The sequence below is a fragment of the Pseudophaeobacter sp. genome (genome assembly GCF_039971195.1).
Taxonomy (GTDB): Bacteria; Pseudomonadota; Alphaproteobacteria; order Rhodobacterales; family Rhodobacteraceae; genus Pseudophaeobacter.
In genome coordinates this window covers 1-13,688 of the sequence record NZ_JBDWPJ010000185.1, presented here as the reverse complement: position 1 = coordinate 13,688, position 13,688 = coordinate 1, and the positions used below count along the sequence as shown (strand labels likewise).

At 58.9% G+C, this 13,688-nt stretch carries 13 protein-coding genes; 7 read left to right on the top strand and 6 right to left on the bottom strand.

Features of this window, described 5'->3' with window-relative positions; all coding sequences use genetic code 11:
* Positions 1 to 438 (top strand): peptide-methionine (S)-S-oxide reductase (locus tag ABJP42_RS16115; protein WP_348342150.1); only part of this gene is annotated, 438 nt, incomplete at its 5' end.
* A 112-nt stretch (positions 439 to 550) separates the two neighbouring features.
* On the opposite strand, the gene ABJP42_RS16110 is transcribed toward ABJP42_RS16115, so the two are convergent.
* Both ABJP42_RS16110 and ABJP42_RS16105 read right to left on the bottom strand, forming a co-directional pair.
* Positions 551 to 1,423: a ribokinase gene (locus tag ABJP42_RS16110; RefSeq protein ID WP_348342148.1), complete on the bottom strand. Its 873-nt coding sequence runs from the start codon at positions 1,421 to 1,423 to the stop codon at positions 551 to 553.
* Positions 1,424 to 1,427: 4 nt separating this feature from the next.
* Complete coding sequence (locus tag ABJP42_RS16105) at positions 1,428 to 3,683, bottom strand: NADP-dependent malic enzyme (protein ID WP_348342146.1); 2,256 nt, start codon at positions 3,681 to 3,683, stop codon at positions 1,428 to 1,430.
* 314 nt (positions 3,684 to 3,997) lie between these two features.
* Here ABJP42_RS16105 and ABJP42_RS16100 point away from each other — a divergent pair, with 314 nt between their 5' ends.
* The gene (locus ABJP42_RS16100; RefSeq protein WP_348342144.1) at positions 3,998 to 4,846 is read left to right on the top strand and encodes a flagellin N-terminal helical domain-containing protein; all 849 of its coding nucleotides are present in this window, start codon (positions 3,998 to 4,000) and stop codon (positions 4,844 to 4,846) included.
* Positions 4,847 to 4,989: 143 nt separating this feature from the next.
* Complete coding sequence (gene mutS, locus ABJP42_RS16095; RefSeq protein ID WP_348342142.1) at positions 4,990 to 7,623, top strand: DNA mismatch repair protein MutS; 2,634 nt, start codon at positions 4,990 to 4,992, stop codon at positions 7,621 to 7,623.
* 100 nt (positions 7,624 to 7,723) lie between these two features.
* Here the strand turns inward: mutS and ABJP42_RS16090 are convergent, their stop codons facing one another.
* Together ABJP42_RS16090 and hrcA are read right to left on the bottom strand one after the other, a co-directional pair.
* Positions 7,724 to 8,284 carry a nucleotide exchange factor GrpE gene (locus ABJP42_RS16090; protein WP_348342140.1) on the bottom strand — a complete coding sequence of 187 codons (561 nt, stop codon included), beginning with the start codon at positions 8,282 to 8,284 and terminating at the stop codon, positions 7,724 to 7,726.
* Between the two features lie 11 nt (positions 8,285 to 8,295).
* The gene (hrcA, locus tag ABJP42_RS16085; protein WP_348342138.1) at positions 8,296 to 9,363 is read right to left on the bottom strand and encodes a heat-inducible transcriptional repressor HrcA; all 1,068 of its coding nucleotides are present in this window, start codon (positions 9,361 to 9,363) and stop codon (positions 8,296 to 8,298) included.
* Between the two features lie 142 nt (positions 9,364 to 9,505).
* On the opposite strand from hrcA, the gene rph reads away from it, so the two are divergent.
* From rph to ABJP42_RS16065, 4 genes are read left to right on the top strand one after another with little or no spacing between them, the layout of a single operon-like run.
* Entirely contained in the window at positions 9,506 to 10,219 is a 714-nt protein-coding gene (rph, locus tag ABJP42_RS16080) for a ribonuclease PH (RefSeq protein WP_348342136.1), read from the top strand.
* On the top strand, positions 10,216 to 10,830 hold the full coding sequence (gene rdgB / locus ABJP42_RS16075) for an RdgB/HAM1 family non-canonical purine NTP pyrophosphatase (protein ID WP_348342134.1): 615 nt from the start codon (positions 10,216 to 10,218) through the stop codon (positions 10,828 to 10,830). The genes rph and rdgB overlap by 4 nt, the downstream gene beginning before the upstream one ends.
* A complete protein-coding gene (gene hemW / locus ABJP42_RS16070) occupies positions 10,823 to 11,977 on the top strand; it encodes a radical SAM family heme chaperone HemW (RefSeq protein WP_348342132.1) in 1,155 nt (384 codons plus the stop codon). Before rdgB ends, hemW begins: the two co-directional genes overlap by 8 nt.
* A gap of 36 nt (positions 11,978 to 12,013) precedes the next feature.
* Positions 12,014 to 12,367: a YbaN family protein gene (locus tag ABJP42_RS16065; protein ID WP_348342130.1), complete on the top strand. Its 354-nt coding sequence runs from the start codon at positions 12,014 to 12,016 to the stop codon at positions 12,365 to 12,367.
* Here ABJP42_RS16065 and ABJP42_RS16060 read toward each other — a convergent pair whose 3' ends face one another.
* Positions 12,368 to 13,261, bottom strand: coding sequence for a ParB/RepB/Spo0J family partition protein (locus tag ABJP42_RS16060; protein ID WP_348342128.1), 894 nt, complete (start codon positions 13,259 to 13,261; stop codon positions 12,368 to 12,370). It abuts the gene before it with no gap.
* 14 nt (positions 13,262 to 13,275) lie between these two features.
* The coding region (locus ABJP42_RS16055) for a ParA family protein (RefSeq protein WP_348342126.1) at positions 13,276 to 13,688 on the bottom strand (413 nt) is incomplete at its 5' end.

Below are 13,688 nucleotides of genomic sequence, written 5' to 3'. Positions count from 1 at the left end.
AAGGGCGGCACCGGCCATTATGAGGCAGTGGAAATCACCTTTGACCCGGCGCGCATCAACCGCGCCAAGCTGCTGGAACTGTTCCTGCGCTCGGTTGATCCTACCGATGCGGGGGGGCAATTCTGTGATCGTGGAGAGAGCTACCGAACCGCCATTTTTGTCTCTAACCAAAGGGAAAAGGCTCTTGCTCAGCAGGCACTGGGTAAGGCGGAGGCAGATCTGGGACAGGCGATTGTCACGCCCATTCTGAACGCAGAAGTGTTTTATCGCGCCGAAGACTACCACCAAGATTACTACAAGGGCAGCAAGCTGATCCTCACCCGCTTTGGTCCCAAACGTCAGGCGGCGGCCTACAAACGCTACCGCAAGGCCTGCGGCCGCGATGCGCGGGTTGCGCAGCTTTGGGGTGATGCGGCGCCCTTTGCCAAAGATCATTGAAGGCAAGTGAAGGGCCATAAGGGGGCCAGCCCCCTCTTGCGCCAGGCGCAATTCACCCCCGGGATATTTTTGGCCAAATGAAACTAGGAAAATCGAAAATCGGGCTGGAGGTTTAGAATTTGGCCTCTTGGACCTCTTTCAGATCCGGGATCACATCAGCGGTCCCGTGGCGGGTCACCATCAGTGCCGCCGCCCGTGCCGCCAGGGCCATAGCCTGAGGCATCGGCAGGCCGCGATCCAGAGCAGAGAGCACATAGCCGGTAAAAGTGTCGCCGGCCCCGGTGGTGTCCACTGGCGTGACCGGGAGTGCTGGCACCTCTGAGATCTGACCAGAGGCCTTGTGATAATGCCGCGCGCCCCTGGAACCGAGGGTGACAATCACATCCGCCACGCCCAGCGCCTCTGGCGCCTTTCCGATGGCCTGTTGCAATTGCGCGGCCTCGACTTCGTTCAGGAACAACAGATCCAGACAGGGCAAAACCCCCTGCACCGCCTGCGCGTCAAAGGGGGCGGCGGCATAGGCAACCTTAAGTCCCAGTTTGCAGGCCATTTCAGCGGCCTCAGACTGCATATTGGTTTCATTCTGCAGCACCAGGGTGTCGCCGGCATCCGCAGCGCTGAGCGCCTGACCGATCTGATCCAGCGTCAGCGCCCGATTGGCCCCGGGATAGAGGATGATCTGGTTCTCTCCCCCCTGGTCCACCGCAATGATGGCATGGCCGGTGGGCAGATCCAGGCTGGCAATTTGACGGGTATCGACGCCATATTCCATCAGGCGCTGCACCGCCCAGCCGCCTTCGGGGCCGACGGCGCCAATGTGGTGCACGCGCGCCCCGGCGCGGGCGGCAGCGACCGACATATTGGCCCCCTTGCCGCCCAGGAACTGATCCAGGCCCCTCGCCGCCAGGGTTTCGCCCGCGACCGGCAGATGCGGCAGCGCATAAACCATATCCGCATTGATGGAGCCTAGATTCCAGATCGCCATGGGCCTATCCGATGTTGCAGGCGGCCAGAACCGCCATGTTCAACACATCATTGGCCGTCGAGGTGGTGGAGCAGATCTGGATCGGTTTATCGACACCCGAGAGGATCGGGCCCACAACTGTGGCACCACCCATTTCCTGCATCAGCTTGACCGAGATCGAAGCCGAGTGACGAGCAGGAACGATGAGCACATTGGCGGGACCGGTCAGGCGCTGGAAGGGATAGGCCTCTTGTGCGGCAGCATTCAGCGCCACATCAACGGTCATTTCGCCCTCATATTCAAAATCCACCCCGCGTTTGTCCAGCATCGCGGGCGCCAAATGCATTTTTTCAGCCCGTTCCGAAACCGGATAGCCAAAGGTCGAGAAGCTGACAAAGGCCACCCGTGGATCCAGACCCATATGGCGGGCGACCCCGGCGGCGCGTTCGGCAATATTGGCCAGATCGTTTTCATCCGGCCATTCATGCACCAGGGTATCGCCGATCAGCACGATACGCCCCTTGTGCAGCAGAGCAGTAACACCGGCGGCACCATGTTCGCGGTCGGCATCAAAGACATGGTTGATCTGGTCCAGCACATGGGCAGATTTGCGTGTGGCCCCGGTCACCAGCCCGTCGCCATGGCCATGGGCCAGCATCAGAGCCGAGAATACATGGCGGTCACGGCCAACCAGACGGTGCACGTCTTTGCGATCGAAACCTTTGCGTTGCAGACGCTTATAGAGGAAATCCTTATAGACATCAAAATGCGTGGTATTGGCCGCATTGACGATTTCCAGCTCGCGCACCGCATCGCCCAGACCGGCGGCCTCGAGCTTGTGTTTGACGTCTTCGGCGCGGCCAACAACCAGCGCCTTACCAAAGCCAGAGCGCTGATAATTGACAGCAGCCCGCAGCACCCGTGGATCATCACCCTCGGCAAAGATCATCCGGCTTTGAGCCGAGCGCGCCCGTGCGTTCAAGCCACGCAGGATCGAAGCGGTTGGGTCCATCCGGCCTTTGAGGCCAACCTCATAGGCCTCCATATCAATGATCGGGCGACGCGCAGCACCGGTATCCATGCCGGCCCTGGCAACCGCAGGCGGGATGCGGTGGATCAGGCGCGGATCAAAGGGAGTCGGGATGATATAGTCGCGGCCAAAGGTCAGCGATTTGCCGTAGGCCAGCGCCACTTCGTCCGGCACATCTTCGCGCGCCAGGGCGGCCAGGGCATGGGCACAGGCGATCTTCATCTCATCGTTGATGGCACGGGCATGAATGTCCAATGCGCCCCGGAAGAGATAGGGAAAGCCCAGCACGTTGTTGACCTGGTTGGGATAATCCGAACGGCCCGTGGCCACAATGGCATCCACGCGCACTTCATGGGCCTCTTCGGGAGTGATTTCCGGATCAGGGTTTGCCATGGCAAAGATCACCGGATTATCGGCCATGGATTTGACCATCTCCTGGGTTACCGCGCCTTTCACTGACACACCAAGGAAGACATCAGCACCCTGCATGGCCTCTTCCAGCGTGCGCAGCTCGGTTGTGATGGCATGGGCCGATTTCCACTGGTTCATGCCCTCGGTACGACCCTGGTAAATCACGCCTTTGGTGTCGCAGACGATGCAGTTTTCATGCCGCGCGCCCATGCGTTTCAAGAGTTCGATACAGGCAATGCCCGCCGCCCCGGCGCCGTTCAGCACGATCTTTACGTCTTCGATCTTTTTGCCAGAGATATGCAGCGCATTGATCAGACCTGCGGCGCAGATCACAGCGGTACCGTGTTGGTCATCGTGGAAGACCGGAATATCCATCTCTTCCTTGAGCTTTTGCTCGATGATGAAACATTCCGGCGCCTTGATATCTTCGAGGTTGATACCGCCAAAGGTCGGCCCCATCAGCCGCACCGCTTCGATGAATTTGTCCGGGTCTTCGGTGTCGAGCTCGATATCGATCGAGTTCACATCGGCAAAGCGTTTGAAGAGAACCGATTTCCCCTCCATCACCGGCTTGGAGCCCAACGCGCCAAGATTGCCAAGACCCAGAACCGCAGTACCGTTGGAGATCACCGCCACAAGGTTGCCCTTGTTGGTGTAGTCATAGGCAGTTTCGGGATTGGCCGCGATGGCCTCACAGGGGACTGCAACACCGGGGGAATAGGCCAGCGACAGATCGCGCTGGGTCGTCATCGGGACGGTTGCGTTGATCTCCCATTTGCCGGGGGTGGGATCCAGGTGAAAGGCCAGGGCCTCTTCGTCGGTGATCTTTGCTTTGGGCATGGGGTTTCAGCGTCCTCTCCTAGTCGCGCCCAGTCTTAGCCCAGCCTCTCGTCCCTCTCAATCCGCAGCAGCAATATTTTCCTGCGACGGTTTTGCCTAAAACTTCCCTAAAATGCCCAGCTATTCGCCACAATGCCGCCACAATGCTGCCAGCCCAGCGCTCCAATTCCTAATCAATATCTTAACAGGTAAACTCAAGCTTAAAGCGGCTTGCTCCCTTTGCGCCAAGTATATCCGTCAGAATGACCTCTCGAACCACTGCGGTACTCGGGGCAAATTTCTTGGCTAAGCAATTAGTGTAAAAGGAAAAGTATATGACGAGTATTCACTTCAACTCCGGCTCCTCGACGGCGCTGCAGCTTTTGGGCGGCGCAGTTCAGGAAAAGGAGCAGGTCCAGCAAGAAGTCGCGACCGGTAAGGAGATTAACTCTGCCAAGGATCAAGCCGCGCTTTGGGCCATCACCCAGGTGATGGAAAGCGACGCCATGGCCTATGGTGCAGTCTCGGAATCGCTGTCACTGAACGAGGCAACCACATCCGTTGCAGCCTTTGGCGCCGAACGCGCTACGGAAATTCTGACTGAAATGAAAGAATTGGCGATCATGGGGGCTTCGGGTCTGGTGGATTTTGCCAAGATCGAAGAGCAAATGGCGCAAAAGACTGAATCGCTGAACAATGTGATCTCTTCTACGCAATTCAACGGCGTCAACCTGCTGAAGTCTGATATAGACGGCAGCGGCAATAGTTCTATGACGGTGGCGGAAGCAGTGTCGCGCAACGGCTCTTCGGCGCAGGCCGGGCTGGCCAGTTTTTCTGTCGAAAGTCTCGATTTTGAAGGCAGCGCTGATTTCGATATCAATGACCGCACCACGATCACCGACAGTGCCTCAGCCCAGACTGCCTTGGGAGAGATCGAAGGCTTCCTGAACTTTGCCATCGAAGGCGCTGCCCGGATGGGAGCTGCCACCAGCCGCATTGCCAATCAGAATGAATTTGTTGGCAAATTGGCCGATGCCACACGTTCTGGGATCTCTGCACTTCAAGATGCCAATATCGAAGATGTCGCAACCCGTCTCAAGGCCGCAAGCGTCAAGGTTCAGCTGGGTCAGACCTCGCTTGCCATCGCCAATGCCTCCCCTCAGACCCTGCTGGCGATCTCCTGATCCTAGGCAGAACCAACCTATTACCTCCAAAATCCATGTCCCGGCGGGTTCCCTCTTCCCGCCGGGACTTCTCGTTCTGATTTTGGTTTTCCTTCCCCGGCCCGCCCTGTAGACATCCTGCATTCACCACCGGGAGAGCGGGAATGTCAGTCACGCCCATGATGGCACAATACCTCGAGATCAAAGCCGCTCATAAGGATGCGCTGCTTTTTTATCGGATGGGCGATTTCTACGAGATGTTCTTTGAGGATGCGGTCAATGCCGCCGAGGCGCTGGACATCGCGCTGACCAAACGTGGCAAACACAATGGTGAAGACATCCCCATGTGCGGCGTGCCCTTTCACGCCGCCGAGGGCTATCTGCTCACCCTGATCCGCAAGGGGTTTCGCGTCGCCGTTGGGGAACAGCTGGAAACCCCGACCGAGGCCAAAAAGCGCGGCGGCAAATCGGTGGTCAAACGCGATGTTGTGCGTCTGGTCACCCCCGGTACCCTGACCGAGGATTCCCTGCTCGAAGCGCGGCGCCATAATTTCCTGGTCGCCTATTCCGAACTGCGCGATGCGGCCGCCCTGGCCTGGGCCGATATCTCCACCGGGGCCTTCCATGTGATGCCGATCACCCCGGTGCGGCTCTCTCCCGAACTGGCCCGGCTTGCGCCCTCGGAACTGATCGTCGCCGATGGCGCCTCTTATGAGGCCACGGCACCGCTGGCCGATGAATACAAGATCCCCCTGACGCCGCTGGGCAAGGCCAGTTTTGACAGCACCGCCGCCGAAAAACGCATCCTAAGCCTGTTTGGCGTCAGTGCCCTGGATGGGTTTGGCAGCTTCAACCGGGCCGAGATCTCGGCCATGGGGGCGCTGATCGACTATCTGGAGATCACCCAGAAAGGAAAACTGCCACTGTTGCAACAACCCCAACAGGAAGCCGAAGACCGGGTGGTGCAGATCGATGCCTCGACCCGCGCCAGTCTTGAACTAACCCGCTCGCTGTCTGGCAGCCGGGCCGGCTCGCTGCTCTCGGTGATTGACCGCACCACCACCCCCGGCGGGGCCCGGCTGCTGGAACAGCGACTTTCCAGCCCCTCGCGCAATCTCGATGTGATCAATGCCCGGCTTGCAGCGCTGGATTTTGCCTATGACCGCGATCAACTCTGCGAAGATCTGCGCGACGCCCTGCGCAAAACCCCGGATCTGGATCGCGCCCTGTCGCGTCTGGCTCTGGACCGCGGCGGTCCACGTGATCTCGCCGCCATTCGCAATGGGCTGGCCCAGGCCGATACGATTTCCGCCCGCACCTCTGGCGAAGACCTGCCCGCGCTGATTGCCGAGGCCAGCGTCGATCTCACCGGGTTTGATACTCTGCTCGATCTGCTCGACGCCGCCCTGGTGGCAGAGCCCCCCCTATTGGCCCGCGACGGTGGGTTTATCGCCTCCGGCTATGACGAGGAACTAGACGAGGCCCGCACCCTGCGCGACGAAGGCCGCTCTGTCATTGCCAGCATGCAGCAGGACTATGCGGCGCATACCGGCATCACCTCGCTGAAGATCAAACACAACAATGTGCTGGGCTATTTCATCGAGACCACCGCCACCCATGCCGATAAAATGCTGTCACCGCCGCTCTCAGAGAAATACATCCACCGTCAAACCACCGCAAATCAGGTACGTTTCACCACGGTCGAGCTCTCCGAGATCGAAACCCGGATCCTGAACTCCGGCAATCGCGCGTTAGAGATCGAAAAGCGGCTCTATTCGGGCCTTTCCAGCGCGATTTTGGAACAGGCCGCCCGGCTCAATGGTGCCGCCCGGGGCCTGGCAGAGCTGGATTTGCTCACCGCCCTGGCTGATCTTGCCCGGGGCGAAAACTGGACGCGCCCGCGTGTCGATGGCTCCCGTGCCTTTCAGATCGAAGGTGGGCGTCATCCGGTTGTGGAACAGGCCCTGCGCCAACAGGGCGGCGACAGATTTGTCGCCAATGACTGTGACCTCTCAGCCAAGGATGGCGCCGCTGTCTGGCTTTTGACCGGTCCAAACATGGCCGGTAAATCGACCTTCCTGCGCCAGAACGCACTGATTGCCCTTTTGGCTCAAATGGGCAGCTACGTCCCGGCAGAGGCAGCCCATATCGGGCTGGTCAGCCAGCTTTTCAGTCGGGTTGGCGCCTCGGATGATCTGGCCCGTGGCCGCTCCACCTTCATGGTTGAAATGGTGGAAACCGCCGCCATCCTCAATCAGGCAGATGACCGCGCGCTGGTGATCTTAGACGAAATCGGGCGCGGCACTGCAACCTATGATGGTCTCTCCATCGCTTGGGCCACATTGGAGCATCTACACGAGGTCAATCAATCTCGGGCCCTCTTTGCCACCCATTACCACGAATTGACCCAGCTCTCGAACAAACTGGCTGGCGTTGAAAACGCCACCGTCACCGTGAAGGAATGGGAGGGCGAGGTGATCTTCCTGCATGAGGTCAAAAAAGGCGCCGCGGATCGCTCCTACGGGGTGCAGGTGGCGCAGCTTGCCGGCCTGCCCGCCAGCGTGGTGGCCCGCGCCCGCGATGTGCTGGACTTGCTGGAACAGGGCAGCCGCGAAGGTGCCGGCGCCAAGATTCAGATCGACGATCTGCCTCTCTTTGCTGCCGCCCCGCCACCGCAGAAAAATTCAGCAAACCAACCCTCACCGGTCGAAGACCTGCTGAACGAGATCCATCCCGATGATCTCTCCCCACGCGAAGCACTAGAGGCGCTCTACCGCCTGAAGGAAGCCGGCAAGTAAAAAAGCGACCCCCTCAAAAAAGGAGTCGCTCATCATCTTTCCAAAAATATTCGCGCCGCAGGCAACGGGCCCATCGGGCCCGTTCACCCCTCTGTCAGCTTCAGGCAGGTGTAGAGGAAACCCCAACCTGCGCTGGCCGCAGCAGCCTATCATGCAGCATGAAGCCTTCCGCCGAGACCTGGATGATATCGCCGGCCTTGGTGCCAGGCACCGGTGCCTCAAACATCGCCTCATGCACCTGCGGATCAAAACGATCGCCCACCTGAGGGGAAACCACCCGCACGCCGTGTTTTTCAAACACACCGACAAGCGCCCGCATGGTCAGCTCGACGCCTTCGATCAGGGCCGAAGCCACTTCTTTTTGCTCTTCTGTCGCCGATTCAACCGCGCGCTTCAGGTTGTCAAACACCGGCAGCATATCGCGTGACAGTTTGGAGCCGCCATATTGCTCGGCTTCGCGCCGGGCCTTGTCGCCGCGTTTGCGAGAATTCTCAGCATCCGCCAGCGCGCGCATAAAGCGGTCTTTATACTCGTCGCGCTCAGCCCGCAGCTCATCAACCTCAATGGCAGCATCATCCAGTTCTGCCATTTCCGCCGCCAGCTCTTCCGCCTCGACATTTGCGATATCGTCCAAAAAATCGTCGTTTCTGGGCTCTGCCATTTTATCAACCTCTAGCTCCGGTCGGAAAGCAATTTCCCAACCAGTTGCGCCGTGTAATCCACAATCGGCACAATCCGTCCGTAATTCAGGCGAGTCGGGCCAATCACCCCGACCGCGCCAATGATCTTTCGATCCGAGTTCATATAGGGAGAGACCACCAAAGAGGAACCCGAAAGTGAGAAAAGTTTGTTCTCTGAACCGATAAAAATGCGCACACCCTCGCCGTCTTCGGTGAGTTCAAGGAATTCGGCGATATCCTGCTTGCGCTCCAGGTCGTCAAACAGGCTGCGAATGAGGTCCAGCTCTTCCGGCTCACCACCGCCTTCGCCCAAAAGATTCGCCCGGCCCCGCACAATCAGCCGCGCCTTTTCGCTATCGTCTTCCTCCCAGGCGGCCAGCCCACTTTCGATCATGTCCTGCGCCAGCACATCAATCTCTTGCCGGCGGGCATCAATCTCTTTTTGCATGTCACGCCGCACCCCGCTCAAAGTGCGCCCCTCGATCAGCGCATTGAGGAAATTTGCCGCCTCGCGCATCGAACTGGGGGTTTGACCAGGGGGCGGGGTAAACAGGCGATTTTCCACATGGCCGTCCGAAAACACCAAAACCACCAAAGCGCGATCCTGCGCCAATGAGATAAACTCGATATGGCGGATTTCGCTTTCCTGTTTTGGTGTCAGCACCAGCGATGCGCCCTGGGTCACCCCAGAGAGCGCTGAACCAACCCGGTCCAGCATATTGCCGACATCGCCGGCATTTTGGCCCAGGGTGGCGTCAATTTTTTCCCGGTCGCGGGCCTTCAGATCTTCGACCTCCAGCAACCCGTCGACAAACATCCGCAGCCCCCGCTGGGTGGGAATGCGCCCGGCGCTGACATGGGGACTGTCCAGCAAGCCCAGATACTCCAGATCCTGCATCACATTGCGCACCGTCGCGGCGCTGACCTTTTCGTTCAACGATCGCGTCAGGGTCCGGCTGCCAACCGGCTCACCGCTTTCAAGATAGCTTTCGACAACCGTCCGGAACACCTCGCGGGAGCGGTCATTCATGTCACTCAGAATTTCTTTGGCGTCAGTCATCGGCGATTTTACGGTCACGCTGTGTATTTAGGGAAGCCCAGGCTCCAATTTGTATTAAAGAGCGATAAGGGAAAAGGTCAATCATGCTTGCATCCCCGCTGTCCCGGCGGCTATCGGAAGAGCAGCAAAAAAAGGATAGCCCATGCGCCCGTCAAATAGAGAGTTGAACGAAATGCGTGCCGTGTCGATCGAGACCGGTTTTACCAAACATGCCGAGGGTTCCTGCCTGATCAAGATGGGCGAAACACATGTGCTCTGCACCGCCAGCCTGGAGCCGCGGGTGCCGTCCTTTATCAAAGGATCTGGCCTGGGCTGGGTCACTGCAGAATACGGCATGCTGCCCCGCGCCACCAATACCCGGATGCGCCGCGAAGCCGCTGCTGGCAAACAGGGCGGTCGCACCGTTGAAATCCAGCGCCTGATTGGCCGTGCCCTGCGCGCCGGCGTTGATCGCGTCGCCCTCGGCGAGCGCCAGATCACTATCGATTGCGACGTGCTGCAGGCCGATGGCGGCACCCGCTGCGCAGCCATCACCGGCGGTTGGGTTGCCCTGCGTCTGGCGGTCAATAAACTGATGAAGGCAGGCGATGTCAAAATCGATCCGCTGATTGATCCGGTCTCTGCCATTTCCTGCGGGATCTATGCCGGCCAGGCGGTGCTGGATCTGGACTACCCCGAAGATTCCGAGGCCGGCGTCGATGGGAACTTTATCATGACCGGTTCCGGAAAACTGATCGAAGTACAGATGTCCGCCGAAGGCTCGATGTTCTCGCGCGATCAGATGAACCAGCTGATGGATCTGGCCGAAAAAGGCACCTCTGAGCTGACTGCGCTGCAAGTGGCGGCCTGCGCATGACCCGGAAATTTGAAGGCGACCAGATCCTGGTCGCCACTCACAACGCAGGCAAACTGCAAGAGATCAGTGAGATCCTGGCGCCCTTTGGCGTCAAGGTCGTTGGCGCGGCGGCCATGGATCTGCCAGAGCCGGAAGAGACCGAAGACACATTTGTCGGCAATGCCCGGATCAAGGCCCATGCTGCGGCACAGGCCACGGGCCTGCCTGCCCTGTCGGATGACAGCGGCATCACCATTGACGCGCTGGATGGCGCCCCCGGTGTCTACACCGCCGATTGGGCGGAAACCGGAAATGGCCGGGATTTCATGATGGCGATGACCCGCGCCAATGATGAGATCACCGCCAAGGGCCCGGATGCGCCGCGCAGCGCCCAGTTCCGCTGCACTCTGGTTCTGGCCTGGCCTGATGGTCATGACGAGGTCTTTGAAGGCGTAATGCCTGGCGATCTCGTCTGGCCCATTCGCGGCGAAGGCGGCTTTGGCTATGATCCGATGTTCATGCCCGAGGGTTACGACGTGACCTGCGCCCAGCTGGCCAAAGAGGAAAAGAACCGCATAAGTCATCGGGGTCGCGCCGTCGCCGCCTTTGTCAAAGGCTGCTTCAGTGGATGATTGGCGTCATGGGGGCTTTGGCCTATATGTGCATTGGCCCTTTTGTCAGGCCAAATGCCCCTATTGCGACTTCAACAGTCACGTCACCGCAAAAATAGACCAGAACGCCTGGGTTAGAGCCTATCTGAGTGAACTCAAAAGAGTCTCACAGGGGCTGGAAGGCAGGGTTCTCAACTCCATTTTCTTTGGCGGCGGTACGCCCTCGCTGATGATGCCGGAAACCGTGGCCGCGGTGATCGAAGGTGCACGTGAAATATGGCCCTTTGCCAATGACATGGAGATCACTCTTGAAGCCAATCCAGGCTCGGTTGAGGCAAGTCGCTTTGCCGACTATCGCGACGGCGGCGTCAATCGGATTTCGATGGGTATTCAGGCACTCAACGACGAAGACCTGCGTCGCCTTGGACGGATCCACTCTGTGGCTGAAGCGCGCGCCGCTTTTGACATCGCCCGCAATTGTTTTGATCGGGTCAGCTTTGATCTGATCTATGCCCGCCAGGGACAGGATCTGGCCCACTGGAAAGCAGAACTCTCTGAAGCCCTGAGCATGGCGATTGATCACCTGTCGCTCTATCAGCTCACCATCGAGGAAGGCACCGCCTTTGGTGACCGCTACGCCCGTGGCAAGCTGCGCGACCTGCCTAGTGATGACAGCGCCGCCGATATGTATCAGGCCACGCAAGAGATCGCCGCCGCCCATGGCATGCCCGCCTATGAAATCTCCAACCATGCCCGCCCCGGCGAGGAATCCCGCCACAACCAAATCTACTGGCGCTATGGCGATTACGTCGGGATCGGACCCGGCGCCCATGGCCGCCTGACGCTCAATGGGCAGCGCTACGCCACCGAGACCCATCGTGCCCCCGGTGCCTGGCTCAAAGCGGTTTCTGAGGGCTCTGGTGAGAGCCTCTGTGAGGCCTTGCCGAGGGAAGACAGCGCCATTGAATACATGATGATGTCGATGCGCCTTGCGGAGGGTATGAATATCCCCCGCTATAGGGCGCTCTCTGGCCAGCCATTGCCGCAGGATCGCGTTGACGATCTTGTTAATCTCGGCATGGTGACTATCTCGGATCAGACCATCCGCGCCACGGATCAAGGGCGTGCGGTTCTGAACGCAGTGCTGCGCGAGCTATTGGTAGATTGACGGGCTTATTGCCCCTAGAGAAGTTGGATTAAGCTGATGAGATTTCTCTATGCCGCCTTTGGCTTTGCTGCGCTCGGCCTTGCGATCATAGGAGTTATCCTGCCGCTGCTGCCAACCGTGCCTTTCCTTCTGCTCGCCGCCTTTTGTTTTGCCAAGTCATCAGAGCGAATGCACAACTGGCTGATCTCGCATCCCTCCTTTGGCCCGATGATCCAGGACTGGAACGAACGCGGTGCCATTCGACCGGCCGCTAAAAAGGCGGCAACTGTATCGATTGCCGCCGTCTTTCTACTGTCTCTGATCCTCGGAGCCCCCTCCCATGTGGTGCTCATTCAGATGGTGGTGCTCAGTATGGTGCTGACCTTTATCTGGACCCGGCCATCCGACTGATCACTTGCTCAGCACATTACATAGCTCATCCAGCTGATCCAAAGTCTCGTAGCTGATGGTGACAGAGCCGCTCTCTCCGCCCGGCTTGTGATCGATCGAGACCTTCATGCGCAGAATAGCCGAAAGATCTCCTTCGAGCGCCTTGGTATCGGCGTCCTTTTCGGAGAGTTTCCGTGGCTGTTTCGGCGCAGCACTCTGAAGCCCTGCGGCATCTTTCTTCACCAGGGCCTCGGTAGCGCGCACAGACAGGCCACCTTTGACGATCTTGCCCGCCAATTCAGAAGCATTGTCAGAGGTGATCAGGGCCCGCGCATGACCTGCGGAGAGCTTGCGCTCATGCACCAGGGCGCGCACATCATCAGGCAGATGCAGCAGCCGCACCAGATTGGCGATATGGCTGCGGCTTTTGCCCAAGGCCTCTGCCATCTTTTCCTGGGTATGACCAAAGCGCTCCATCAGCTGTTTGTAACTATGCGCCTCTTCCATCGCGTTCAGATCCGAGCGCTGGATGTTTTCAATAATGGCAACTTCCATCATCTCCACGTCAGAATAGTCCCGAACCAGAACCGGTACCTCGTGCAGCTGGGCGGCCTGTGCCGCGCGCCAGCGCCGCTCCCCGGCAACGATCTCATAGATCCCGCCCGAACGCGGACGCACGATCAGCGGCTGCAACACACCCTTTTCCTTGATCGAAGCCGTCAAGTCATCGAGGTCTTCCTGCAGGAATTGCCGACGCGGCTGATCCGGGTTGGCAATGACCTTTTCAATCGGTACCAGGATCTCCGCATTACGCGGGGTCTGAACCTCTGTGCTCACAGGTTCGGAATTCACATCTGCCATCAGGGCTGACAGGCCACGGCCCAATCCACGGGGTTTGTTTCTTTTCTCAGACATCTTCTGCTCCGCTACTAGGCCGCGACTTTTTGGTTATTGGAGATCAACTCATCCGCCAGGGCGCGATAGGCCTTGGCACCCAGCGAGTTGCTATCATAGTTCAGCACCGGCAAGGCGTAAGAGGGCGCCTCGCTCACACGGACATTGCGCGGGATCTTGGTTTCAAACACCAACTCGCCCAAATTGTCCCGGGCATCCTGTTCGACCTGCTGCGACAGGTTATTGCGCCGATCAAACATGGTCAGCACCACGCCCTCGATCCGCAGATCAGGATTGGCCGATTGCCGGACCTCGCGGATGGTCAGCAGGAGCTGCGACACCCCTTCCAGGGCAAAGAACTCGCTTTGCAGCGGGATCAGCACCGAATGAGAGGCAACCATGGCGTTGACGGTCAAAAGGTTAAGAGAAGGAGGACAATCGATCAGCA